At 63.1% G+C, this 24,481-nt stretch carries 23 protein-coding genes; 15 read left to right on the top strand and 8 right to left on the bottom strand.

Translation table 11 applies throughout. The annotated features are described in order from the left end of the window. From VGP39_RS20480 to nikR, 3 genes are all read right to left on the bottom strand, one after another. The coding region (locus VGP39_RS20480) for a molybdopterin-dependent oxidoreductase (RefSeq protein ID WP_327569917.1) at positions 1 to 570 on the bottom strand (570 nt) is incomplete at its 3' end. Positions 571 to 581: 11 nt separating this feature from the next. Further along, positions 582 to 791: a formate dehydrogenase gene (locus VGP39_RS20475; RefSeq protein WP_327569916.1), complete on the bottom strand. Its 210-nt coding sequence runs from the start codon at positions 789 to 791 to the stop codon at positions 582 to 584. A gap of 431 nt (positions 792 to 1,222) precedes the next feature. Continuing rightward, positions 1,223 to 1,681 (bottom strand): nickel-responsive transcriptional regulator NikR, encoded by a 459-nt coding sequence (nikR, locus tag VGP39_RS20470; RefSeq protein WP_327569915.1) that lies wholly within the window; start codon positions 1,679 to 1,681, stop codon positions 1,223 to 1,225. A 143-nt stretch (positions 1,682 to 1,824) separates the two neighbouring features. Here nikR and VGP39_RS20465 point away from each other — a divergent pair, with 143 nt between their 5' ends. Together VGP39_RS20465 and VGP39_RS20460 are read left to right on the top strand one after the other, a co-directional pair. Next, positions 1,825 to 4,131 (top strand): TonB-dependent receptor, encoded by a 2,307-nt coding sequence (locus VGP39_RS20465; RefSeq protein ID WP_327569914.1) that lies wholly within the window; start codon positions 1,825 to 1,827, stop codon positions 4,129 to 4,131. Positions 4,132 to 4,186: 55 nt separating this feature from the next. Next, the gene (locus tag VGP39_RS20460; RefSeq protein WP_327569913.1) at positions 4,187 to 4,882 is read left to right on the top strand and encodes an urease accessory protein; all 696 of its coding nucleotides are present in this window, start codon (positions 4,187 to 4,189) and stop codon (positions 4,880 to 4,882) included. A gap of 349 nt (positions 4,883 to 5,231) precedes the next feature. On the opposite strand, the gene VGP39_RS20455 is transcribed toward VGP39_RS20460, so the two are convergent. The 5 genes from VGP39_RS20455 to phnF all read right to left on the bottom strand — a co-directional run bounded on the left by VGP39_RS20455 (position 5,232) and on the right by phnF (position 10,526). After that, on the bottom strand, positions 5,232 to 6,764 hold the full coding sequence (locus VGP39_RS20455; RefSeq protein ID WP_327569912.1) for a CYTH and CHAD domain-containing protein: 1,533 nt from the start codon (positions 6,762 to 6,764) through the stop codon (positions 5,232 to 5,234). Between the two features lie 96 nt (positions 6,765 to 6,860). Next, a complete protein-coding gene (locus tag VGP39_RS20450) occupies positions 6,861 to 7,559 on the bottom strand; it encodes a DUF1045 domain-containing protein (protein WP_327569911.1) in 699 nt (232 codons plus the stop codon). A gap of 21 nt (positions 7,560 to 7,580) precedes the next feature. Next, entirely contained in the window at positions 7,581 to 8,771 is a 1,191-nt protein-coding gene (locus tag VGP39_RS20445; RefSeq protein WP_327569910.1) for an alpha-D-ribose 1-methylphosphonate 5-triphosphate diphosphatase, read from the bottom strand. Continuing rightward, positions 8,768 to 9,436 carry a DapH/DapD/GlmU-related protein gene (locus VGP39_RS20440; protein WP_327569909.1) on the bottom strand — a complete coding sequence of 223 codons (669 nt, stop codon included), beginning with the start codon at positions 9,434 to 9,436 and terminating at the stop codon, positions 8,768 to 8,770. The genes VGP39_RS20445 and VGP39_RS20440 overlap by 4 nt, the downstream gene beginning before the upstream one ends. 361 nt (positions 9,437 to 9,797) lie before the next feature. Further along, positions 9,798 to 10,526 carry a phosphonate metabolism transcriptional regulator PhnF gene (phnF, locus tag VGP39_RS20435; RefSeq protein ID WP_327569908.1) on the bottom strand — a complete coding sequence of 243 codons (729 nt, stop codon included), beginning with the start codon at positions 10,524 to 10,526 and terminating at the stop codon, positions 9,798 to 9,800. A 119-nt stretch (positions 10,527 to 10,645) separates the two neighbouring features. Here phnF and phnG point away from each other — a divergent pair, with 119 nt between their 5' ends. From phnG to VGP39_RS20370, 13 genes are all read left to right on the top strand, one after another. Next, positions 10,646 to 11,107, top strand: a complete 462-nt coding sequence (gene phnG / locus VGP39_RS20430) for a phosphonate C-P lyase system protein PhnG (RefSeq protein WP_327569907.1) — start codon at positions 10,646 to 10,648, stop codon at positions 11,105 to 11,107. Between the two features lie 3 nt (positions 11,108 to 11,110). Beyond that, the gene (gene phnH, locus VGP39_RS20425; RefSeq protein ID WP_327569906.1) at positions 11,111 to 11,719 is read left to right on the top strand and encodes a phosphonate C-P lyase system protein PhnH; all 609 of its coding nucleotides are present in this window, start codon (positions 11,111 to 11,113) and stop codon (positions 11,717 to 11,719) included. 3 nt (positions 11,720 to 11,722) lie between these two features. Beyond that, on the top strand, positions 11,723 to 12,829 hold the full coding sequence (locus VGP39_RS20420) for a carbon-phosphorus lyase complex subunit PhnI (RefSeq protein WP_327569905.1): 1,107 nt from the start codon (positions 11,723 to 11,725) through the stop codon (positions 12,827 to 12,829). Then, positions 12,826 to 13,710: an alpha-D-ribose 1-methylphosphonate 5-phosphate C-P-lyase PhnJ gene (locus tag VGP39_RS20415; protein WP_327569904.1), complete on the top strand. Its 885-nt coding sequence runs from the start codon at positions 12,826 to 12,828 to the stop codon at positions 13,708 to 13,710. The genes VGP39_RS20420 and VGP39_RS20415 overlap by 4 nt, the downstream gene beginning before the upstream one ends. Beyond that, positions 13,703 to 14,506: a phosphonate C-P lyase system protein PhnK gene (gene phnK / locus VGP39_RS20410; RefSeq protein ID WP_327569903.1), complete on the top strand. Its 804-nt coding sequence runs from the start codon at positions 13,703 to 13,705 to the stop codon at positions 14,504 to 14,506. The genes VGP39_RS20415 and phnK overlap by 8 nt, the downstream gene beginning before the upstream one ends. Beyond that, the gene (gene phnL / locus VGP39_RS20405; protein WP_327569902.1) at positions 14,503 to 15,210 is read left to right on the top strand and encodes a phosphonate C-P lyase system protein PhnL; all 708 of its coding nucleotides are present in this window, start codon (positions 14,503 to 14,505) and stop codon (positions 15,208 to 15,210) included. Before phnK ends, phnL begins: the two co-directional genes overlap by 4 nt. A gap of 14 nt (positions 15,211 to 15,224) precedes the next feature. After that, positions 15,225 to 16,382 carry an alpha-D-ribose 1-methylphosphonate 5-triphosphate diphosphatase gene (locus VGP39_RS20400; RefSeq protein ID WP_327569901.1) on the top strand — a complete coding sequence of 386 codons (1,158 nt, stop codon included), beginning with the start codon at positions 15,225 to 15,227 and terminating at the stop codon, positions 16,380 to 16,382. After that, positions 16,379 to 16,960 (top strand): phosphonate metabolism protein/1,5-bisphosphokinase (PRPP-forming) PhnN, encoded by a 582-nt coding sequence (phnN, locus tag VGP39_RS20395; RefSeq protein ID WP_327569900.1) that lies wholly within the window; start codon positions 16,379 to 16,381, stop codon positions 16,958 to 16,960. Before VGP39_RS20400 ends, phnN begins: the two co-directional genes overlap by 4 nt. Before the next feature lie 348 nt (positions 16,961 to 17,308). Further along, positions 17,309 to 18,331 carry an amidohydrolase family protein gene (locus VGP39_RS20390; protein WP_327569899.1) on the top strand — a complete coding sequence of 341 codons (1,023 nt, stop codon included), beginning with the start codon at positions 17,309 to 17,311 and terminating at the stop codon, positions 18,329 to 18,331. 13 nt (positions 18,332 to 18,344) lie between these two features. Next, positions 18,345 to 19,019, top strand: a complete 675-nt coding sequence (locus VGP39_RS20385; RefSeq protein ID WP_327569898.1) for an RraA family protein — start codon at positions 18,345 to 18,347, stop codon at positions 19,017 to 19,019. A gap of 443 nt (positions 19,020 to 19,462) precedes the next feature. Further along, entirely contained in the window at positions 19,463 to 20,320 is an 858-nt protein-coding gene (locus VGP39_RS20380) for a hypothetical protein (RefSeq protein ID WP_327569897.1), read from the top strand. A 70-nt stretch (positions 20,321 to 20,390) separates the two neighbouring features. Further along, entirely contained in the window at positions 20,391 to 21,608 is a 1,218-nt protein-coding gene (locus tag VGP39_RS20375; RefSeq protein WP_327569896.1) for a hypothetical protein, read from the top strand. 1 nt (position 21,609) lies between these two features. Next, on the top strand, positions 21,610 to 24,462 hold the full coding sequence (locus VGP39_RS20370; RefSeq protein ID WP_327569895.1) for an amidohydrolase family protein: 2,853 nt from the start codon (positions 21,610 to 21,612) through the stop codon (positions 24,460 to 24,462). Positions 24,463 to 24,481: the final 19 nt, after the last annotated feature.

Here is a 24,481-nt window from a genome sequence, read left to right as displayed (position 1 = left end):
GGTGCCCCAGAAAGCGGCGAGCTTGCGGTTGAGGTAGGCGGCCTCGTTGGTGAACTTGGCCGAGCCGAGCCAGTAGACCGAATCCGGGCCGGCCTTCTGGCGGATCTCCAGAAGCTTGTCGCCGATCTCTTCGATGGCCTGATCCCACGACAGCCGTTTCCACTGGCCGTCCACCTGCTTTTGCGGGTAACGCAAGCGGCGATCGCTCAGCACGTCGTCTCGCACCGCCGCGCCTTTGCAGCAATGCGATCCGCGATTGATCGGGCTGTCATAGTCCGGCTCCTGGCCGATCCACACGCCGTTTGCGACTTCGGCGATTACCGAGCAGCCTACCGAGCAGTGGGTGCACACATTTTTCCGGGTGGTGACGGTTGCGCCGGGGGGAGGCGGCGGGCCTGCCTCTGCTTGCCGTATGCTGAGCGGCAAGCTGCTCAGCGCCGCCAGGCTTCCCGCGGCCAGACCGGAGCGGCGCAGGAAGGAGCGGCGATCCAGTTTGTCGCCTGATTGCTGCGCCAATTCCGAAGCTATCTTGCCTCGGCGTGCTCGATGTCCCGACCGTTTTATCAGCATAGGCGCCTTCCTCAACGCTTCGGATAGCGATTGACTCGGTAGAAGGTCTGGACCTCGGCAGCGTTCGCCTGAAAGCGGGCTTTGCGTTTGCCGATGCCGGTGTCGGTCTCGGCGGCAACGGTGCCGGTCTCCAGCGTCGTTGCGGCGGTGGCGAGCAGGCCGAACATCCCCGTCCGCAGCAACTGGCGTCGCCCGATTGTTGCTTTGTGCGGATCAGCCATCAAAAACTTCCTTGGACGTCATGGTCACGCGATCAGGACGGCGACGCTCTCCGGCGCCGCGCTCGAAATCGGCGTACTGCCTGCGGTCGGCGGCGTTAATCCCGACCATGATGGTGTCCCCCGCACGGGAACTCCATTAAAAAGGAATTTAGTAGCGCCCGCCGTAGCGCGCGGACGCCGAGCGCTCGCCAGGCAGGGAATTTGCCTGGAGACGGGTGCGATCAGCGCTGCGCCGCCTGCCAGGCGGTGCGGGAGTCGGCGCATAGATCATGGCTTGCCGCGGCCGACGCTAGATTGTCCGCGCTTATCGGTGGAAGATCGATCTCGCTCCGATCCGGTCGAATCTGAAACGGCTGGACCGTATAGTTCTTGCTTGTGCGCTTTCGAGCCATAGCTTCTTTATCCTTCGCGCCTTGAGTCCTCCCATGGCGTCAGGAAGCTTTGTGCATATGGCCGGAGCGCTTGCGGGCGAACTTTGTCTTCTTGCCGGTCTCGGTGGGTATCATCACCAGCCGGCCATGGCGCACCCCGCGCTCGGCGATGATGTGGTCGGCGAAATGCTGCACCTCGGCGCCGGTGCCGCGCAAGGCCGTCACTTCCATGCAATTGTCATCGTCGAGGTGGACGTGAAGCGTCGCCATCGAGAGATCGTGATGGCCGTGATAATTCTCGACCAGCCGCCGCGACAGATCCCGCGCGGCATGGTCGTAGACATAGACCAGGGCGGCAACGCAGTTGCCGGCTTTCCCCGTTTTTTCGGCGGCCTGCTGCATCCCGGCGCGGGTAAAATCGCGGATCGCCTCCGACCGGTTCTGGTAGCCTTGCTCGGCGATCATCCGGTCAAGCTCCTCCATCAGATCATCGTCGAGGGTGATGGTGACGCGCTGCATTTTCTCTCCGTTCGTCATACCCCGGTATGATAATTTGTTGACAATATCATACCCGGCGTGCCAGTTTTTCCGCAAACAGCATAGCCGCCCGGCGTCGCGGCGGGAATCTTTGATCGGGTACGTTGCCCGTGGGGAGTGATGCGATGCATCGCTTTTCTTGTGCGCGGGTAGGGCTGGCCTTAAGCTTGTCGGCCGGCGCAACGGAGGCCGGCGCACAAGGCCTCGCTGCGGCCGATGCGGCGCGGCTCCCTGCGGTGGAAGTGACGGCGCCGCAGCCGCGTCAGGAGTTGGCCGGCAAGCCGAAGAAGGGCGTTGAACGAAGCCGGCGATCCGGCCGCAGCGCAGTCGCGACGCCCGCAGCAGTCGGCAGCGGAAATCCCGCCGCGAATGCCGGAGCGTCCGCGCAAGCCCCGCTCACCTCATCGAGCGAACGGAATGTCTCGGGCACCGAGGTCAACGCCTGGCCGTTTTCGCGCCCTGCAGAGGCGCTCGAAGTCGTGCCCGGGCTGATCGTCATCCAGCACAGCGGCGAGGGCAAAGCCAACCAGTATTTTTTGCGCGGCTTTAACCTCGACCACGGCACCGATCTGGCGCTGTGGGTCGATGGCATGCCGGTCAGCATGCGTACCCACGCCCACGGCCAAGGTTATGCCGACCTGAATTTCCTGATTCCGGAACTGATCGGCTCGGTTAACATCCGCAAGGGCCCGTATTTCGCCGATGAAGGCGATTTCTCTTCGGTAGGCTCGGTGCACGTCAACCTGCTCGACAGCATCAAGTCGATGGCGTCGGTCACGGCCGGCAGTTTCGGCTATCGCCGCGCGCTTGGAGTCACCTCCAGCAAAGTCGGCGAGGGCACCTTGCTGGTCGCGGGCGAAGCCGGCGCCTATAACGGCCCGTGGGACAATCCGGACAATTTGCGCAAGCTGAACGGCGTGATGCGCTACAGCCAGGGCACGTCGACCGATGGATTTTCGCTGACCGGAATGGCCTACGCGAATAAATGGAATTCCACCGACCAGGTACCGGCGCGTGCGATTTCGTCCGGCGAGATCGGCCTCTACGGCGCGCTCGATCCCAGCGACGGCGGCAATTCCAACCGCTTCTCGCTGTCCGGAAACTGGGCGGAGAGCGACGATAAGGGCGGCTCCAAGGCTAATTTCTACATCATCAAGAGCTCGCTCAATCTGTGGAATAATTTCACCTATTTCCTCAGCGACCCCGTCAATGGCGACCAGTTTCATCAGCACGACGACCGCGTCCTCGGCGGCATCAGCGCCTCGCACATCTTCAAGAGCCAGCTCTATGGCCTGCCGATGGAAACCGAAATCGGCGTGCAAAGCCGCTACGACGATATCAGGCTCGATCTCAGCAAGGTCTTGCGGCGCCAGTTCCTGTCGCCGATCCGCAGCGATGCGGTGCGGGAGGGCAGTGTCGGAATTTTCGCCCAAAATACGCTGCGCTGGACCGACTGGCTGCGAACGGTCGCCGGCTGGCGCGGCGATTTTTACGACACCTCGGTGCGTTCGATTTTCACGCCTGCCAATTCCGGCGCCGCCGATGCCTTCATCGGCAGCCCGAAATTCAGCGTGGTGCTGGGACCGTTTGCCAAAACCGAATTCTTCTTCAACGCCGGCGAAGGTTTCCACAGCAATGACGCGCGCGGCGCGACCATCACCGAATCGCCCATTGACGGCTCGCAGGCAGCGGCCTCGCCGTTCCTGGTCAAGACGCGCGGCGCCGAGGTCGGGCTGCGCAGCAAGCTGGTTCCGGGACTGACCAGCGCGGCCACCCTGTTCGTGCTGGCCTCCGCGTCCGAGATCCTGTTTGCCGGCGACGCCGGCGACACCGTGGCGAGCCGGCCGAGCCGACGCACCGGCATCGAATGGACCAATGATTATCGCCCGCGGTCATGGCTGGCCCTGGAGGCCGACATCGCCATGACGCATGCGCGCTTCGGCGGCGACGATCCCGGCCGGGCAGCGACCTATGCTTCGCTTGCGGGATTTCCCGCCTCACAGATCGGCAACGCGCCGGGCAACTATATTCCCGGCGCGCCGAACATGATCGGGTCCGCCGGCATCCGGCTCGGCGAGAATACCGGCTGGTTCGGCGCCTTGCGCTATCGCTATTTCGGCCCGCGCCCGCTGACCGAAGACGGCGCGTTCGTGTCGCCTGCGACCGGCCTGTTGAACGGGCGGCTGGGATACCGGTTTGACAATGGCTGGCGCGTTCAGCTCGACGGCTTCAACCTGCTCAACAGCAAATCCGACCAGATCAGCTATGCCTACGGTTCACTCATCAAGTCGGATTCGCTGTTTGCAATGTGCTTTCCGCACCAGGGCGCGCCGACCGCGCCCGCCGCGGTGTGCCAGACCGGCGTGATGGACCGCGTGCTGCATCCGGTCGAACCGCCGGCGGTTCGCCTCACGCTCGCTGGGCCGTTCTGAATTGCCGGACGGCCGCTGTGAGGGTTAAAGACGTCAAGGTAAAACGGGAAAGCGCATGTTCGGAGTTTTGGGGTTCGGTTTTCTGCTCGGCATGCAGCATGCGCTGGAGGCCGATCACATCGCGGCGGTGTCGAGCATCGCCGCACGCCGCAGCGACGTCCACGACATCGTCAAGCACGGGCTGACCTGGGGGCTCGGCCATACGCTGACGCTGTTCGTGTTCGCGGGTGCGGCGATCCTGCTGGGCCACGCGATCCCCGACGATCTCGCGCGCCCGCTGGAGATCGCGGTCGGCATCATGCTGGTCGGCCTCGGCGCGCATGTGTTGTGGCGGTTATGGCGCGATCGCGTGCACTTCCACCAGCACGGCCACGGCGATGGCACGCACCACATCCATGCCCGCAGCCATGTCAATGAAACCATTGCGCACCGGAACAGCGCGCATCTGCATGGCCACGGCATTCGCTGGCGCTCGCTGCTGGTCGGATTGATGCATGGCATGGCCGGCTCGGCGGCGCTTCTTGTTCTCTCGCTGTCGCAAGTCGCGAATGCCGCTTACGGAATGTTCTATGTCCTGCTGTTCGGCGTCGGGTCGATGCTCGGCATGGGCGCCCTGTCCGTCGTGATCGCGGTGCCGCTCGCGGTCTCCGCGCGATGGCTGGCCTGGGCCAACCGCGGCCTGCAAGTCGGTGTCGGCATGATCACCATCGCAATCGGTGCCATGACCATTTATTCAACGATGCTATCGTAGAGCGTGATGCATTTAGGTCGAAGCGGCTGCTTCTCACCTCTCCCCGCAGGGGAGAGAGCCTGCCCCCGACTTGATCGGGGGTCGACGCGCATCGTCAGATGCGCGGCGGGTGAGGGGACTTTCCGCGAGTCCGAACGTGCGGAGAGACCCCTCACCCGAAGCCTGCGCGGAGTTTATCATCGGGCGGCGCTTCGCGCCGGCCCGTTGGCTCCGGCTTCGACCTCTCCCCTGCGGGGAGAGGTGAGATGAGCGTCGCGGCGATTCGACTTAAACCATCATGCTCTAGTTTGTACCTGATGCGTCAGCTAACCTTGGTGCAAGCGCTGCGCCACTCCCGCGCTGACCAGCCTCAGGACCAGAATTTCTTTGCCCGGCGCAATTTGCGCGCCGTTCTTGTGACTTCGGCGAGGATGGGTTGGACCTCGCTTCGCTCGCAGCCGGCAATCAGGCCCGCTGCGAAGGAAACCAGTTCGGGCTTCGGGCCGCCGCTCCCAGCCGCGAGCTTGGTTGCCAGTTTTTGGTGAACCGCGATATCGTTGAGCGCTCCAAGATTATCCTGCAAATCCTTGAGGTGTTTCTTGTAGCGGGACAAAGCCTTCGCGCTTCCATCGTGGGAATAAAGAGTTTCAAAAAAATACAGCGCGTAGCGCAGCTTTTTTATCGCGATACGCAGCTTGTGACGGGCGTGGGGGTCCACTTCGCCGGCTCTCTTGGCCTTCCTTCTCGCCTTCCTGGTTCGCCGCTCGAATAGGTCGGCGGCGAATGGCCGGATTTTCCGGTTCTCATGCGAGCGCGGCTGCTTGAGCCATTTGCCGTCCTCTATCCACTCCAGAATGTTAAAAACGAGGAGACGGTAACGCGCCGTCGTAATCGCGGCCTTCGCGGACTCCGCGGCAATGTCGCGCCGATAAATCAGTTCACTTTTGAGTTCAGGCAATCCGGCAGTCGGGGAATCCGAACCTTCGAACAGTTCAATTTTGCTTCTCAAAAAAACGTCCAGGTCGCGTACCGGGCCAAGCTTCCCTGCCAACCATTTCAGGTCACCTTTGATCTGTTCCGTTTGGTTGCAGCCAAGCAATTCCGAAAACACAGCTATCGCGGCCCGCAGCCGGCGCACGCCGACACGCATCTGATGCACGCCTTCGGGGTCGGCGGCCCTTACCGCGGGCTCATTGGCGGCTATGTGCTTCAGGACCGAACGTCCGATGACTTGAAACGCAGCGGTTATGCTTGCGTCATGCTCAAGAATAATTTTTGAGCCATGAAATGCCCGCGAAGGTTGATCTGCGATCAGATCGTAGCCGTGTTCGGATTTGCTCTTGAGCGCCAGCTTGACCGGCGCGAGGCCGGCGACCAGGCGCGCCGCCTTGAATAGATCGGAAGCCGTGCCCTTCTTGAGTTCGAGTTCAACCTCCGCCAGCGGAGACGACTTTTGACCGGCACGGACATGTCCCTCGTCGAGCGCAAGTTCGATCTGACTTTTCCCCGAACGGAGCGGTAGAAAGGTGCGCCGGACGTGAGTGGCGAAAATCGGTTCTAAATCGCGCTTGAGTTTCCCTGAAAGAAGCGGCTCCAGCGCCGTACCGCGCGCGGCCCGCAGGTCAGGCTCATCGCCCTGAAGCTTGTGTTCCCATTCACCGCGGCCCAGCGAGATCCCGACGTTTACAGTTTTAATGGTCTGGACGCGCTTGTTGCCCGCTTGCCGCACCCGAAGCGATACGCCGCTTTTTCGGAGAAGCAATTTGGGAGTGTCGAAATATGTCGACACCAAATATTTGTGCCGAGGCAGTTCTCCATCGCTTCGGCGCAAAATGCGGGCAGCTGCCAGCTTTCGCAGATCGCGCGTCGAGGCTTCAAATTTGACCTCGTTCTCGATGCCCATAATTCACCACCCCAACCCATATTTATTAAAGGAGAATAATGGATCCCGAAAGGGTTCAAGGAATTCCGGCAAGGTGCGGGAAAGGATCTGGCCGGTCTAGGACTTGCTAAGAACGTAGTCACCCGCGATCCGAAATCGGCGATCCGCATCATCCTGCCGGAGCAAGGCGATCCTGTCGATCGACAGCGTCGTGATTTCGAGCAAGGCAAATCGCTCCTGTAGTATCGTCCGGATCGCCTCCCGCTTCGCGTCGCCAAGGCGACCGGTGAGGGTCATATGAAAGCGGAAGTCCTGCATGACATAAGGATATCCCCAGCGGTCGAGATGGCTGCACTGCCTTGCCGTCAACGTCGAAGGATTTCGCCGCGCTCGATCTTCGGAAGTGAGCGGCGCGCGGAAAGCATCGAATTCCCTGACGCAATCCGCGGCGAGCCCTTCGAGTTCGGGCGATGGGTCGGATGGCACCACCGCGATAAAGCCGCCGATCGAATTGACGACAGGTCTGATGACCGGAATTTGCCGGGGTGTATTCGCGAAAGCCTCACAGGCTGCGAGAAGCCCAGCTTCCGTCTTGCCGCGCGCCAGCGACAGTGGCGCCTTCAGCGTGGCATGAAAGCCGTATTTTCGCGGATCGCGTGTCAGTTCGCGCCAATCCGGCGCCAGTTGCAGGATGCCCTCGGGAAAGGCCAGGTCCTCGCCGGTATTGGCGTCGCAGCCGAGCAATTCCGCGCCGAAGCGTTCAAGATCGCTGCCGGGCCTTGGGGTGTAATAGATCGCGTAGCGCGGATAGGCCATACGTTCCAGAATAGAGCCGCGTCACGCGGCTGCAACCGCCTTGCGCGGTGCGGCCGATGGTTGGATCAGGCGGCCGGCGTCCGTCAGGTGAGCCAGGCGCCCTGCGGCGATGACGGCGATAATTCGCGGGCGCAGCGGGTTTGCATCATCGACGAGGACGATGTCGGCGCGACGCCCTTCCGCCAGAATGCCGCGGTCGTCGAGGCCCGCAGCTTTGGCAGGTGCCGCCGATATCAGATCCCAGGCCCTGGCAAGCGGCAGGACGCCATCGGCGGCCAGGCGAAACGCCGCCAACAGCTGCGCGGGATAATAATAGTCGGATGCGAGGATCGAGCATAAGCCCTTGGCGATCATGTCGGACGCCTTGGTCCATCCCGTATGGCTGCCGCCGCGAACGACATTGGGTGCGCCGAGCACGATAAAATCGCCGCCACGGGCCGCCTCGCGCGCGGTTTCCTCGTTGACCGGAAATTCGGCGATGCCGACGCCCCTGGCGCGGAATGCCCTTCGCATCGCAGGGGTAGCATCATCGTGCGAGAGCATTCTTGCATTGGCAGTACGCGCCACGCCGGCCAGCCGTTCGATCGATTCCGGCACTTCATGGCCGCGCGACGCGATGCGCGCCACCAGACCATCGAATTCGTCGTTCGAAACGCCGCAGCGCTCCACCATCTGGGCGCGCTTCTGCGGTTTTTCGGCATTACGAACGATGGAATTCATATGATCATTGAACGCGAGCAGATCGATGCGTCCGTCGGACAGCCATTGGCAGATTTCGGTTTCGGCATCGAGATTGTAGGTTTCATGGCGCAAGTGGAAGCGGGTGTCGGCGGCAAGCCGCGGTCTCAGACCCTCGATACCCTGAAGCAGCTCGCGCGCATTGTCTGCGCTGCGAAGGCCGGGTTCCCAGGACCATGTCGCGGCGTGAAAGACCGTGGTGATGCCGTTGCCGATTGCCTGCCGGTCGCTGTCAATCAGCGCCACATCGATGGGAAAATCCACGCCCGGACGGGGCATCATTTGCCGCTCGAATGCATCGCCATGCAGATCGACAATCCCCGGCAGCACCAGCAGCCCGCGGGCATCGATGCAAAATAAGCCACGCCGGGCCGAACCCACGGCGTCGATCTCGCCGTTCGCGGTCCGCAGCGACGCCTCAAGAATTTCTCCACCGAGAAGGACCCGGCCATTGTCAATGCAGATGTCGTTCACGATGCTGCCTTTCGCCGCCTTGTGGACCGAGGACCGGAAAGGGTCGCGGACTCGTATTTTGCGACAAAATCCTCAACACTGAGTTTTCGGAAATCCGGCAGCGCGTGGCGCAGGGTTTCATGGTCCCAGTCCCACCACGCCAGCGCCGCCAGCCGGTTGGTAACATCTTCCGAAAATCGGCGCCGGATCGCGCGCGCCGGATTTCCGGCGACGATGGCGTAGGCCGGAACGTCCTTGGTGACCACGGCGCCGGCCGCAACAACGGCGCCGGTGCCGACGCTGCGGCCCGGCAACACGATCGCGCCGTGCCCGATCCAGACATCATGGCCAATGTGCACGCGATGCCCGCGCCGCCACTCGAAGAACCCGGCCTCGTCGCTCTCGTCCGGAAAATAAGCGCTGGCGCGATAGGTAAAGTGTGCCTGCGACGCCCGGTGCATCGGATGGTTGCCGGGATTGATCCGTGTCATCGCCGCAATCGAGCAGAACTTTCCGATCGTGGTATAGGTGACCTGCGCGTCGTTCACGATATAGGAATAGTCGTCCATCGTTACTTCATGCAGGATCGTACGCGCGCCGACCTCGCAGTAGGCGCCAAGCCTGGTGTCGTGCAATTTTGCAGTGGGATCGACGGTCGGTTCAACCGAGAGCATTTTGCCTGCCATGCGAATTTTCTTTAGCTGTCGAAGTCGAAGGCTCCACGTCATCGATGGGCTTGATGACGATGTTATGACGGAGGCGTGACAGCCCCGCAAGGTGTGTGGATGATCGCCGCACCGTATGATCCTAAACTGGAGCGTGATGAATTTACGTCGAAGCGGCTCGTGTCACCTCTCCCCTGCGGGGGAGAGGTCGAAGCCGGAGCGCAGCGTAGGCTTCGGGTGAGGGGACTCTCCACACGCTCGTACTCGCGGATAGGCCCCTCACCCGGATCGCATCTGGCGATGCCATCCGACCCCCGATCAAGTCGGGGGCAGGCTCTCTCCCCTGCGGGGAGAGGTGACCTAAAGCCATCATGCTCTAGGCTTAGGTGTTCTCGACGACGAATTCGACCCGCTCGGCGGCAAAGCGCGCGCGGGTCGTCAGCAACGGCTTGCCGTCCGCATCGACGTCGGTGCTGTCGACCACCAGAACAGGGCGCCCCAGCGCCAGATCGAGCCGGGCAGCGTCGGCCGCGTCGACGATACCAGCCGTCACGCGGGTCGAAGCCCGGCGATAGTCGCGCACGCCATAATACGCCAGCACCTTTGTCATCGAGCGGGCGCTCTCGTAGACCCGCGCGGCTCCGGGAAAGCGCTCCGCCGCGAGCCAGGTAGTGCCGACGCAGATCGGCGTGCGGTCGGCCGACCTTAAGGCTTCGATCCGGATCAGTGGCGCGCCGGCCTTCACGCCAAGCTGCCGCGCCAGGTCGCGGGCCGCGAGTTCTTCCGACGCGCCGATCAACTGGCCGCGCGGCTCGCGGCCGCCGGCGCCGACGATTTCGGAAAATCGCGTGCGTGAGCGCAAGGGATAGGTGAGGCGCGGCGCTTCCACATAGGTGCCGCTGCCGCGTTCGGCGCGCACCAGGCCGCGCTCGGAGAGCGTCGCCAATGCCCGGCGCACGGTATGGCGGTTGACGCGGTAGGTCTCGGCGATCAGGGTCTCGCCGGGCAGCCGTTCGCCCGATGCAAAAGTGCCATCGGCGATGCCGCGTTCGATGCCGTCGGCGACCTGCCGCCATAACGCGACGCCGGAGGCTGCGCCCTGCATGGTCATGTGCCTGCGGAAAAGCCGGGGATGGGCATCGCCAAATCATCCTTGGTCACGAAACAGTCATGGCGCTTCGCTATCAAGTTGTCTAATATCATAGACAACTTGATTCCGGCAAGGCGGCGATGAGCGCATCGGATGAAAACAGCAAACAGGCGCAGCGCCAGGCGGCGATGGCGGTGCTGGCGCATTGCGAAGCGGCGGATATTGCCCGCACCCTCGACGCGGTCGCGTTGCCGGTCCACGAAAACCTGCGCGAGACGGAGAACGGTCTGCTGATGGTGCGCGGCCGCATCGGCGGCGACGGCGCGCCGTTCAATCTCGGCGAAGCCACGGTCTCGCGCGCCGCCGTTCGGCTCTCGACCGGCGAGGTGGGTTTCGGCTACACGCTTGGCCGCGATCAACGCAAGGCGCGGATGATTGCGCTGTGCGATGCGCTGATTCAGAGCGTCGATCATGCCGGCCCTGTCGAAGCGAAGGTGCTCGCGCCGCTGCGGGCACAGTTGATGACCGAACGCAAACGCACGGCCATGGAGACCGCGGCGACGCGGGTGGATTTCTACACGCTGGTGCGAGGCGAGGGCTGAGCGATGACGACGGTTGCCGAACTGCCTGCCGGGTTCGCGGACAAGGTATTGTCCGCGCAGTCGACCTTCCGTTCGGTAATGGATGCCATGGCGCGCCCCGGCGCCGTTCGGCGTATTGTTGCCGCCGCCGGCGGACCTGCCGCCATGATGCGCGGCACCGCCGCCATCGCGCTGACGTTGTTCGACCACGATACGCCGGTCTGGCTCGATCCGGGGATGGCCGCGACATCGGATGTGGCAAAATGGCTGAAATTCCACACCGGCGCGCCCGTGGTTGCGGATTCCTTGATCTGCAGTTTTGCGCTGATCGGCGACGGCGGCGAACTACCCCCGCTCGACCGCTTTTCGTTCGGCACGGATGAATATCCGGACCGCTCGACAACGCTGATCCTGCAGGTCGAAAGCCTGACGGAGGGCCCGGCCTTCGATCTCAGCGGTCCCGGCATCGACGGCACCGCCGCTTTGCGGGCCACGATCAAGCCACCGGAGCTGTTCGAACGGCTTGCGATCAACGCCACGCTGTTTCCGCGCGGTATCGATGTCGTCCTGGTGGCCGATGATGCCATTGTGGCGATTCCGCGCACCACCCATTTGATCGCGAAGGGAGACTGACGCATGTATGTCGCCGTCAAAGGTGGCGAGCGCGCCATCGAGAACGCCCACCGGCTGCTGGCGCATGAACGCCGCGGCGACCGCGCCGTTCCGGAAGTGACGCTTGCCCAGATATCCGAACAGCTCTCGCTCGGCGTCGATCGCGTGATGACCGAAGGCTCGCTGTACGATCGCGAACTCGCAGCACTCGCCATCAAGCAGGCGCGCGGCGACCTGATCGAGGCGATCTTTCTTGTCCGCGCATTCCGCGCGACCTTGCCGCGCTTTGGCGCCACCGAGCCAGTCGAGACCGGTGCGATGGCGGTGCGCCGCCGGATCTCCTCGACTTTCAAGGACATTCCGGGCGGCCAAATTCTCGGACCCACCTTCGACTACACCCACCGCCTGCTGGATCCGCAACTGGCCGATGGTCTGGTTCCCGAACCGCCGGCGACCGCGGAGGCGTCATCCGCGGCGACGCCGCGCGTCACCGACATCTTAGGGCGCGACGGCCTGATCGAGCCGTCACCCGAAGCCGGTGCGGAGACGCCGGTCGGCGACCTCACGCGCGAGCCGCTGGATTTCCCGGCCGACCGCGATCTTCGGCTGCAGAATCTTGCGCGCGGCGACGAAGGGTTTTTGCTGGCGCTCGGCTATTCGTCGCAGCGAGGTTATGGGCGCAACCACCCGTTCGCCGGCGAAATCCGCTTCGGCGAGGTCGAGGTGGAGTTCATGGCCGAAGACGTCGGCTTCGCCGTGCCGCTTGGCTCGATCAGGCTGACCGAATGCCAGATGGTCAACCAGTTCAAGGGCTCGGCTAGCGAGGCACCCTGTTTCACGCGGGGCTATGGTCTTGCGTTCGGGCAGAGCGAGCGCAAGACCATGTCGATGGCGCTGGTGGACCGCGCATTGCGCGCATCCGAACTCGGCGAAGAGGTTCTGGCTCCCGCGCAGGACGAAGAATTCGTGATGTCGCATTCCGACAATGTGCAGGCGACCGGCTTTGTCGAACATCTCAAGCTGCCGCATTATGTCGACTTCCAGTCCGAACTCGGCCTGCTGCGCAAGCTGCGCAAGGAGTTTTTCGAGGCGGCCGAGACCTCGTCGTCGATGCAGGAGGCTGCCGAATGAGCGCTGCGGCCTATAATTTTGCCTATCTCGACGAGCAGACCAAACGGATGATCCGCCGCGCCATCCTGAAGGCGATTGCGATTCCCGGCTATCAGGTGCCGTTCGCCAGCCGCGAAATGCCGATGCCCTATGGCTGGGGCACCGGCGGCGTGCAGGTGACGGCGGCGATCCTCGGTCCCGACGATGTCCTGAAGGTGATCGATCAAGGCTCCGACGACACCACCAACGCAATCTCGATCCGCAAGTTTTTTGCCAGGACCGCCGGTGTCGCGACGACGACTTCCACAGCGGACGCCACGGTGATCCAGACCCGGCACCGCATTCCCGAGGCGCCGCTGCATGGCGGGCAGGTGCTGGTCTATCAGGTCCCGATTCCCGAGCCGTTGCGTTTCCTGGAGCCGCGCGAGACCGAAACCCGCCGCATGCATGCGCTCGGCGAATATGGCCTGATGCATGTAAAACTCTATGAGGATATCGCCCGCTTCGGGCATATCGCCACGTCTTACGCCTATCCGGTGAAGGTGAACGCCCGATACGTCATGGACCCATCGCCGACGCCGAAATTCGACAATCCGAAGATGGACAATTGCCCGGCGCTGCAGCTGTTCGGCGCCGGCCGCGAAAAACGCATCTATGCCATCCCGCCCCATACGTCGGTGGTGTCGCTCGACTTCGAGGATCATCCGTTCACGCGCTACCGCTTCGACGCGCCTTGCGCGCTGTGCGGGGCTGAGGATTGCTACCTCGACGAAATTGTCACCGACGACCAGGGCAGCCGGATGTTCGTCTGCTCGGATACCGATTACTGCGAGACCCGCCAGGCGTCGGGTCACCGCGGCAGTGAAAGCGCGGCTCCGCACAAGGACAGACCGCATGGCTGAGGACAAAGAGGCGCTGCGGGACAATGACCGGCCGTTGCTGCTCGGCGAGGGCCTGGGCAAATCCTATGGCCGGCTGATGGCTTGCCGCGATGTGTCTTTTGCACTCTATCCCGGCGAAGTGCTGGCGATTGTCGGCGAATCCGGTTCGGGCAAAACCACGCTGCTGCAACTGTTATCGGCGCAGCTCGCCCCGAGCGCGGGGCGGGTATCATACCGGATGCGCGACGGCGTGATGCGCGATCTCGCAGCCCTTGGTGAGGCTGAGCGTCGGTTCCTGTTTCGCACCGACTGGGGCTATGTGCATCAGGATCCGGCGCTGGGACTGCGGATGGCCGTGTCGGCCGGCGCCAATGTCGGCGAGCGTCTGATGGCGGTGGGCTGCAATCACTACGGGCGGATTCGAGACAGCGCGGCATCCTGGCTGCAGCGTGTCGAGATCGACGTCGGTCGCATCGACGATGCGCCGCGAAGCTATTCCGGCGGCATGCGGCAGCGGCTTCAGATCGCCCGCAATCTCGTTACCGAGCCGCGGCTGGTGTTCATGGACGAGCCCACCGGCGGCCTCGACGTATCGGTGCAGGCGCGCCTGCTCGATCTGATGCGCAATCTGGTGAACGAATTGGGATTGGCGGCGATTGTGGTCACCCATGATCTCGCGGTGGCGCGGCTGCTGTCGCACCGGATCATGGTAATGAAGGACGGCAGCGTCATCGAGACCGGACTGACCGATCAGGTGCTCGACGATCCCCGCGAACCCTATACCCAGTTGCTCGTCTCCTCGATTTTGCCGGCATGAGCGCGCCAATGTCCATGATCGAAATCAGCAATGTGGAAAAGACCTTTATCATGCATTTGCAGGGCGGCCTGGAATTGCCCGTGGTGCGCGGCGTCTGCTTTCGCGTCGAGCCTGGCGAGTGCGTGGTGCTGTCCGGTCCGTCGGGCTCCGGGAAATCCTCGATCCTGAAAATGATCTTCGGCAACTACCGCTGCGATAGCGGCCGCATCGGCATCCGCCACCAGGGAGTGCAGATTGATCTCGCCAAAGCCGAGCCCAGGGAAACCCTTAACGTTCGCCGCACCACTATCGGCTATGTCAGCCAGTTCCTGCGGGCTGTGCCGCGGGTCGCGACCATCGATGTCGTGGCCGAGCCGCTGATCGCTGGCGGGATGGCGCGTCCCGAGGCGCGCGAACAAGCGGGGCACTTGCTGCGCCGTCTCAACATTCCCGAACGGCTGTGGGCGTTGCCGCCATCGACGTTTTCGGGCGGCGAGCAGCAGCGCGTCAACATCGCGCGCGGCTTCATTTCCGATCTGCCGATCCTGCTGCTGGATGAGCCCACCGCTTCGCTGGACGCCGCCAATCGCGCGGTGGTAGTCGATCTGATCGCCCGGAAGAAACACCAGGGTGTTGCCATGGTCGCCATCGTCCATGACGATGAAATACGCCAACTGATCGCCGACCGGGTTGTCGACGTGACATTATTTGCCGCAACGGCATGAGGAAGCAACCCGCGATGACTTCGACAAGGTCCGAGACCATACTTGGCAATGCCAGGATCGTTCTGGCCGATCGCGTGATCGAGCGCGGCTGGATCGCCATGGTGGATGGACGCATCGCGGACTTCGGCGAGGGCCACGCGCCGTCCACGGCTGACGACGCCGCCGGCGATTTGATCATGCCCGGCCTGATCGAATTGCACACCGATCACCTGGAAGTGCATTACGTGCCGCGCCCGAAGGTATTCTGGGACCCGATCGCCGCCGTCGTTTCTTATGACGGTCAACTGGTGACGTCGGGCATCACGACGGTGCTGGATTCCTTGCGGGTCTGGCGCGAGGACGGCGCCGATGAAGTCGATGGGAGGGCAGGCGTGCTGGCCGAGGCGATCGCGTCGGCGCGCGATGCCGACCTATTGCGCGCCGATCATTTCCTGCATCTGCGCTGCGAAATCCCGATGCCCAGCGTGGTCGAGGAGGCGAAGGAGCTGGTCGGCCGGCCGGACGTGCGGCTGATATCGTTGATGGACCATACGCCGGGGCAGCGCCAGTTCCGCGACGAAGGCAAGCTGCGCGACTATTATCGCAGCAAGGGCGTCGGCATGACCGAGGCCGAACTGGACGTGCTGTTCGAAAGGCGTTTTGCATATCAGAAGGCGCATGCGGCGGCCAATATGCGCGAGATCGTAGCGCTGGCCCATCTGCACGAAATCCCGCTCGCCAGTCACGACGACACCACGGACGAAAACGTCACGGACGCCATCCGCGACAAGGTTTCCGTGGCGGAATTTCCGACCACGGTGGAAGCCGCGCGCGGATTGCACCAGGCCGGCATCGGCATCTTGATGGGGGCGCCCAATGTGGTGCGCGGTGGCTCGCATTCCGGCAACATTGCCGCGGTCGATCTCGCCCGCGAAGGGCTGTTGGATATCCTGTCGTCAGACTACATTCCCTCGAGCCTGCTGATGGCAGCGCTGCAATTGCCGCAGCGCGTCCCGGCCATCGATCTTGCCTCCGCGATCCGCACCGTCACCAAGACACCCGCCGAGGCGGTAGGCCTTGCCGACCGGGGCGAGATAGCGGTCGGCAAGCGCGCCGATCTCATTCGCGTCCATGTGGCGCGTGATGTGCCGGTAGTGCGCAGCGCCTGGCGTGAAGGGCGTCGCGTGGCGTGACCGAAGCGCCGACCAAATCGCACCGTCGACCGGCGATCGGGCCGGGCCGGCTGATCCTCGTGGTCGGTCCGAGCGGGGCTGGCAAGGATACGCTGATCGGACTGGCGCATGCAGCCTGCGCTGATGATCGCAGCTTAGTTTTCCCGCGCCGGGTGGTGACGCGGGAGGCGTCGTCCTTCGAGGACAACGAGCAGATCAGTCATGATGCTTTCCGGCAGGCGCGCATTGGCGGCGGCTTCGCCGTGCATTGGGAGGCGCACGGCCATGGCTATGGGTTGAGCCGCGCGATCGACGACGAACTCCGGGCCGGCCGTACGGTGGTCGCCAATGTCTCCCGCACGGTGATTGATGCGGCGCGCGGCAGCTACGCGAACGTCACGGTGGTGTCGATCACAGCGCCGCCTGAAATCCTTAAGGAGCGTCTCGCGGCGCGCGCGCGCAGCAGCGACGGGCAGATCGAGGACCGGCTTAACCGCGCCGTCGGTGATCCTGCGGCAGTACCCGATCTCACCATCGTCAATGTCGGCGACGCCAAGGACCATGCGCGGGAGCTGGTGCGGATCATCAAGAGCGTTTGAACCGGAGGCAACGCTCGAACCGCTTGAGGCGACTTGCCGCGACCCGGGATGCTCGCATCGAGGCCCTTACCGCATGCACGTTGATACTAGCGCGTGATGCCCTTAGGTCGAATCGCTGTTTCTTACCTCGCCCCGCAGGGGAGAGGTCGAAGCCGGAGCGCAGCGCAGGTTTCGGGTGAGGGGGCACTCCACGCACTCGGACTCGCGGATAGGCCCCTCACCCGCCGCGCATCGCGGCGCGGGCATAGCAATTTATCACAGCGAGCATTTCCTTGATATATTGGTCCGGCAAGGCAAGGTCGGGGCGTCCGCCGTCTCGCCTGGAATGCAAGCAAGAGGCTGCACGCAATGATCATCGACTGCCACGGTCACTACACGACGGCTCCCAAGCAGCATGAACAATGGAGACAGGCGCAGATAGAGGCGCATTCGAAGGGCGTGCAAGCGCCGCCGCGGCCGGAGATCACGGACGACGAGATCCGCGATTCGATCAGCAGTGGTCAGCTGCGGCTCCAGCGCGAGCGCGGCACCGACCTCACCATCTTTTCGCCGCGCGCAGCCGGCATGGGACATCATCTCGGCGATGCCGCGACCAGCGAAGCCTGGGCCATCGCCTGTAACGACCTGATCCATCGGGTCTGCAGTCTGTTTCCGCAAAATTTCGTCGGCGTTTGCATGCTGCCGCAGAGCCCCGGCACATCGCCGAAGAATTCGATCGGCGAACTGGAGCGTTGCGTTCGCGATCTTGGCTTTATCGGATGCAACCTCAATCCGGATCCCTCCGGCGGCTATTGGACCGACCCTCCACTTTCCGATCCTTATTGGTATCCGATCTACGAAAAGATGATCGAGCTCGACGTGCCGGCGATGATTCACGTCAGTTACGCCTGCAATCCGGCGTTCCATACCACCGGGTCGCACTATCTGAATGGTGACACGACGGCGTTCATGCAGTTCCTCACGTCAGATGTTTTCCAGAGGTTCCCCAGGCTGAAGATCATCATTCCGCACGGGGGCGGCGCGGTGCCCTATCACTGGGGCCGCTTTCGCGGACTTGCCCAGGCGCTGAAGCTGCCGCTGCTCAAGGATCATCTCCTGAGCAACATCTATTTCGATACTTGTGTCTACCACCTGCCGGGCCAGGAACTGCTGGCCAAGGTCATTCCGGTCGATAATATCCTGTTCGCATCGGAAATGATCGGCGCGGTTCCCGGCATAGATCCTGAAACCGGGTACAACTTCGACGACACGAAGCGCTACATCGACCAGCTTCCGATTTCTGCGGCAGAGAAAACCAAGATCTTCGAGGGCAACGCCAAGCGGGTGTTCAGCGGTATGGCGTCCCGACTGAACATCCGGGGTAACAAGTGAAGGAGACCCGCCAATGATCGGATTTTCCGTGCAGCCGATCTCGCGTCGGGTCAGTCCGGAGATTGTGCAGAAGTATCGGTCGCTTCCGGTTGCGAACGTCAGCGATTGCATGTCGCGCATGACCGGCGGAGGTCCGAGGCTGCGGCCATATCATGCGGAGGGCGGGCTTTCCGGCCCCGCATTCACCGTGAAAACGCGGCCCGGTGACAATTTGATGGTCCACAAGGCGCTGGACATCGCCTCGCCGGGTGACGTCGTCGTGGTCGACGCCGGCGGCGACCTGACCAATTCGATCGTCGGTGAGATCATGATCACCTATGCGATGAAACGTGGGTTGGCGGGACTGGTGATCAATGGGTCGATCAGGGATTCCGACGCGGTGCGCCGGATGAACTTTCCGGTCTATGCGGCGGGCGTGACTCACCGGGGCCCGATGAAATCAGGCCCTGGAGAAATCGGCAGGGCGATCGCGTTCGACGGCATGGTCATCGAGCCCGGCGACCTGATCATTGGCGACGGCGACGGCGTGCTCTGCATTGCCTTCGATGAAGCTGAGGAAGTGTACCAGGCCGCAGCAGCGAAGCATGACGCCGAGAACAAGATTCTCGCCGATCTGCAGAGCGGCGGCTCGATGGACCGCGCCTGGGTCGACGCTGCGTTGGAGCAGCTGGGTTGCAAGGTGTCGTAGCGCCGCGGCGCTCACCTCTCCCGGCCGGGGAGAGGTGAAAAGGAGCCGCTTCACCTGAAGTCATCAGGCGTCGATTCCCGGCCAGCGGGAGGCGTCGGCGACGATGATCGCGGCGATCCGTGGACGCGGCCAAAACGACCGCTGACGCGAGGATACCGGCTTCATGGCCGGACGTGCATCAACGTTCGCCGAGCGGAGGCGTCTGAGATGCCGCGATGTCAACCAGATCCTTGGGACGAGATGCCTTCGATAATTGACAGAAAATACTTCTCTAAAATAGGTTGATAGACTTCTCGATAAAATGCTCGCGCCGAACGGCACGATAGCCTACATGTTATAGTTGCGCTAGGGCAAATGAGGGGGCGCATGTGTATTCGCGACATCTTGACTGACGTCGATGGGCGTCACGCGTCACGATCACGTTCGCCCCGGCGAGGTCGGCGATGAATCTGCGCGCCGCCCTTAACGAATTTCTGATCGACTGGCGCAACGATCTTGCACCTGCCTGGCGCACGACGCTGCAGGATATCGAACCTGCCTTTGCCAATGTACGCAACGATCTGCTGTTTTCGGCCGAGCAGCCGATCTACCCGTCACGGCGTGCGTCGCCGCTGCAGGGCGCGCGGAGCGATGCGCACGCGTTCCGTGCTTTCGACAGCACCAAGCCGGAAGACATTCGCTGCGTTCTGGTCGGCCAGGACCCTTATCCGAAGATTTCGCGCGCGACCGGGCGCTCCTTCGAGCAGGGCGATTTGCTCGGCTGGGATCAGGCCGGCGTCGCAACGAGCCTGAAGAGATTGATTCAGATGCTGGCAAATGAGCGGACCGGCAGTACCCAGTTCACCGCGGCCAATGGCTGGAACGCGGTTCGTTCGGCGATCGCAAGCGGTGCGGTCCGTTTCGGTTCGCCGCGCGAACTGTTCGACCGCCTGCAAGAGCAGGAGGGGCTGCTGTTCCTCAATGCCAGCCTGACCATCACGCGATACCTGGCGGGCGGCGCGCCGGAGCAGTTGTTCGGCCACATTCCGCTGTGGTCGCCGATTGTCGGCAGGGTGCTCGGCACGCTCGCCCAGCGCAAGACCGGTCACGTGGTGTTCCTGCTGCTCGGCACGCCCGCACAGCAGTTAGCCAACAGGATGCGGATTCGGCAGATAGCGCAGCAATCAGGCGTCTGGCAAACGCGCGTGGACGAAGTGCGTCTTTCGCATCCCGCATCGAACCAGTTTTTGAGCGGTCCAAATCCATTTCACGAGGTCAACGCGCGGCTCCTGAACATGGGCGCTGCGCCGATCCGTTGGTGAGGAAGCCGCCGATATCAGGATGTCCAACCGGGCGAGATAATGCACCACGCGAAGACAGGAAAGCACCGCCATGCCGCTCGATCCACAACCCAGCTTTTCCCGCCAGATCATCGATTACGGACTGACGGAAGATGATCTCGGGCCGCGCCAGCCGACCCCGCCTTTGCCCCTTGCGACCATAACCCTGCCGTGGCCGACAGGAACGGCGCCGCGTCCGCAGCCGCTCGCCGTCGAACCGATGGTCGATGACCCGCTCCCGCAGGCCGACGTGCTGGTGGTTACCTGGACCGTGGCCGAGGTCGAGGCGCTCGCCGATACCCTTACCCCCGGTCACGGGCGCAACAACTGGTACCGCTATTCGCGACGCTTCCAGGATCACTATGTCCCGCTGATCCGGCGCGGCGCACCTTCGCTGCAAGCCCGGCGCCTCGGCTCGTATTTTCCCACCCTGATCGGCAACAAGCGCGTGCTCTGCTTCAAATCCGAACTGCACCTCAATCAGGACGGCATCAGGACCGCAGCGGGGCGGGCGACATTGCCGGTCAAGGATATGTTCCGGCAACTGATCGAGGAAGTTCGTCCGTCGCTGGTGATTACCGTAGGCACTGCCGGCGCCACCTTCCCGCCCAATCGCAACGTCACGATCGGTGGAATGAGCTGTCCGCCGCACGAACTCGGCGACGTCTTCATCACGCGCGGCGCCAAGTTCAGGCTGGCGCAGGAATTCGCCCAGGAGCCGTTCGCAAGCTCGGAATTCCGCTGCAGCTCCTTCAATATCCCGACCGCGCGGCTGGATGCTGCAAAGACCTTGCTTGCCGTGAATGCGGACAAGATGGTCGAGCCCGCCTTTGGCCCTCCGCACAGCAAGTATCAGTGGACTCTTCCCGGATTGGTCCCGGGCTTCCGCAACCAGCCCAGCCTGCATATCGACGGGCGCGATTTTCCGGCCTTTCATCCGATCCTCACCACCGACTTCTTTGAGTTCGGCACCTCGACGAATGGCCTGGAGCTTCAGGGATGCGGCGTCGAAATGGGCGACGCCGTGCTGGGCCTGGTGGTCGATGAATTGAAGGCGGAAGGCGCGGCGGCGCCGAACTGGCTGGTGATCCGCAATGCATCGGATCCGCAGATCAACGGCGCATTGCCGGATGCGAGCGACACGAGCGTTCCGAGCTCGCTGCGGCGCAATCTGAACATGCAGGCGCATTGGGCGGTCTGGTACTACGAGACCTACGGGTATTGGACGAGCGTCAACAGCGCGATCGGCGTCTGGGCGATGGTCGCTTAGCATGGCAGAACCAGTCACATCCGTTATGCCCACCGAGGTCGAACTCGTCCTCGAGGTCATGCCGTGCCAGGCCATGCGACGTTCCTATGACTCGGCGCAAACACCGCATCCGTGCAGCTATTTTTCGGAGTGGAAATTCTATCACGCGTTCGATTACGCCGACGCTGGCCCGCCGCCGCGTCCCGGCGTCGACCATCCGTCGACCTATCGCGGCAAGCGCCAGCTCGTGCCGGAACTGCTTTCAGGGTGCCGCAAGGCGCCGATCATGTGCGTCGGCATCAATCCCAATCTTCCCGGCTGGAGCCAGAGCACGCGCAATGCGATCCACCCGTTCTTCGACGACTATCTTCAATACGCGCACTACTTCCGTTATCGAAGCACGGCCAAGCTGCGAATCCCCCGCGACGACTATCGTGCTGCGCTGGGCGGACGCAGCGATCCGCCGAGCGATGCGCGGCCGCTTGTGCCGGAAGGCGATGCCATCGACCTGGAGCTCGATCCGGTCACGATGTATCAGGCCTACCAGTCGCTGCTCGACGGTCTCGCAGAAGCCGAAGGGTGGAACGGTCACAAGCTGGCGGTCGGCGAGGACATCAGTTACGCAAACATGGTCGCATGCGGTTCGGCCCGCTGGCTGGTCACTCAGAACTCCGACGATCCCGACATGCCAGTCATGGGGCGGGTGCGCGCGGAAGGCATCGTCGACGAATGTTTCGTGAAGCGCCGCTATTTCCTGCGGCAGCTGACGCAGAGTCTGCCGGGCGTCCTGTTCGTGTTCAGCGCGACGACGGCCGAGCCGTTCATCCGCGCGATGCAGAATCGCTTCCGCCCGGAGGGCGCGCCGAGCCCCGGCGAGCGGCTTGATCAACTCATAAAGCGCGAAATCCGGCTCGAATACGGACGTCTGCCCGACGGCACGCTGCTCGATGCGCGCGTGATATTCCTGCCTCACGCCTCCGCCCGGCCGCAGGAATTTGCGCAGGCCAAGGCGACCGCGATCCGGCACATGCGCGAGGAGGTCGCGTCCGGCCGGCTGGTTTACCGCGCCGCCACCGGGCACCTTGCGCGTCCGCGCGGCGGTTGCTTTTTCTGTACCAACGAGCTCTACCGGATCGGACCCTGCGATTACAAAAGCGAATTGACGCCGCTGGCGGAGGGCGCCGTGCAACCGCTCACCGTGGGCGGCGCGGGCGGCCTCGATCCGCTCGACGAGAAGGATGCGCAGCGGCGGCTGCTCGACAATTTCGCCGGAAAGGCAGCGAGCGGACCGGCCGCAGCCACAGCTTCCAGTCCGGCCGCGTCAAGCGAAGTTCACCCGTTCGACGCTGCGGCGCCGTCGGCGCCTGCAATGGTCATGTTCGGCAAGATCGTGCCGATGCACGGCGAAGCGATCGACGATGGCGCGCTTTATCTGCGTCACGGGCTGATCGTCGCCGTGCGCAAGCGCAGCGACGCGGCGCCGGCGGGGTTCGACGGCGCGACGCGCATCGAGACCGGCGGCGTGATCTATCCGGGGCTGATGGATCTGCACAATCATCTTGCCTACAACATCCTGCCGCTCTGGATCCCGCCGGAGGTGTTCGGCAACCGCAACAAATGGCTGAAGCGTCCCGAATATCGGCGCTTCGTCGGCCAACCCATGGGCACGCTCACCAAGCGGCGCCCCGACCTGATAAAGGCGATCGTGAGATACGTCGAGGCCAAGCTGCTGGTCGGCGGCGTCACGTCGGGCCAGGGCATGCACAGCACGTTTGGCGGGGTGCCCTATTTCCAGGGTATCGTACGCAATTTTGAAATACCCGCCGATCAGGACCTGCCGTCCGCCAACCACAAGGTTCCCGACCTTATGGACAAGGCTGAGGACATCGGGAAATTCCGTAACATGATCGGGTCCGGCAAGCCGTTCTTCTTCCATCTTGCGGAAGGAAAGGACGCCGTCGCTCGTGCGCAATTCCAGTTGCTCGAACGCGAACACCTGTTGGCGGACAACCTGGTCGCCATTCACTGTGCCGGACTGCAGCAACCGGATTTTGCCAAGCTTGCCGCGGCGAATACCAGGGTCGTTTGGTCGCCGCTCAGCAATATCCTGCTTTATGGAAAGACCCTGGAACTGAAAGCGCTGCTGCAGGCGGGCGTGCCGTTCTCGCTCGGCAGCGACTGGACGCCGTCCGGAAGCCGCAACCTGTTGCTGGAGATGAAGGTTGCGACGCTCGTCGCTGGGAACGAGGCGGGCGTCAATCTCAGCGCGCGGAAAATCGCCGAGGCCGTCACCATCGTCGCCGCGCGCTCGGCGGGTTGGGGCGGGAAGCTCGGCAGCATCGAGGATGGAAAATACGCCGATCTCCTCGTGCTCGACAGCGTCAAGCCGGACCCGTACGACAACCTGATCGCCGCCACGGAGAAGGGCATTCGCCTCGTCGTCGTCGCCGGCCATGTCCGGTATGGCGACCAGGCGTTGGTGCGCGACGCCGGCCTGGCGGACAATAAGACCGAGCCCCTGCGCGTCGGAGGCCGGGCCAAGAGGCTCAATCTCAAGCACCCGACCTCCCCCTTGAACAACATCACTTTGGCGATGGCGACAGAGGTGCTCCGCGACGAGATGTCCGATCTCGAGCGAGCCCAGTCGCGCGGCTTGTTCGGTCCCTTGAGCGCCGGGCCGGAGGACACCATCGAACTCGATCTCCAGCCGGATGACGATGTGGTCGAACTCTTTGCGGCGCTGCCGCCGCTCAAATCCCTGGAACTCGACGGCCTCACGGTCGTCGATGATGCGCGCTATTTCGACGTCCTCGAATCCGTGTCCGGCTTGCCCACGTTCCTGAAAGGGGGTGCGGGGCTGAGATCGTTCTACTAGAGCCTTGCGTCAGAAAGGG

It is taken from the genome of Bradyrhizobium sp. (assembly GCF_036009065.1).
Lineage (GTDB): Bacteria > Pseudomonadota > Alphaproteobacteria > Rhizobiales > Xanthobacteraceae > Bradyrhizobium.
The sequence above is the reverse complement of the archived record's forward strand: the minus strand, read 5'-3'. Positions and strand labels throughout refer to the sequence as shown.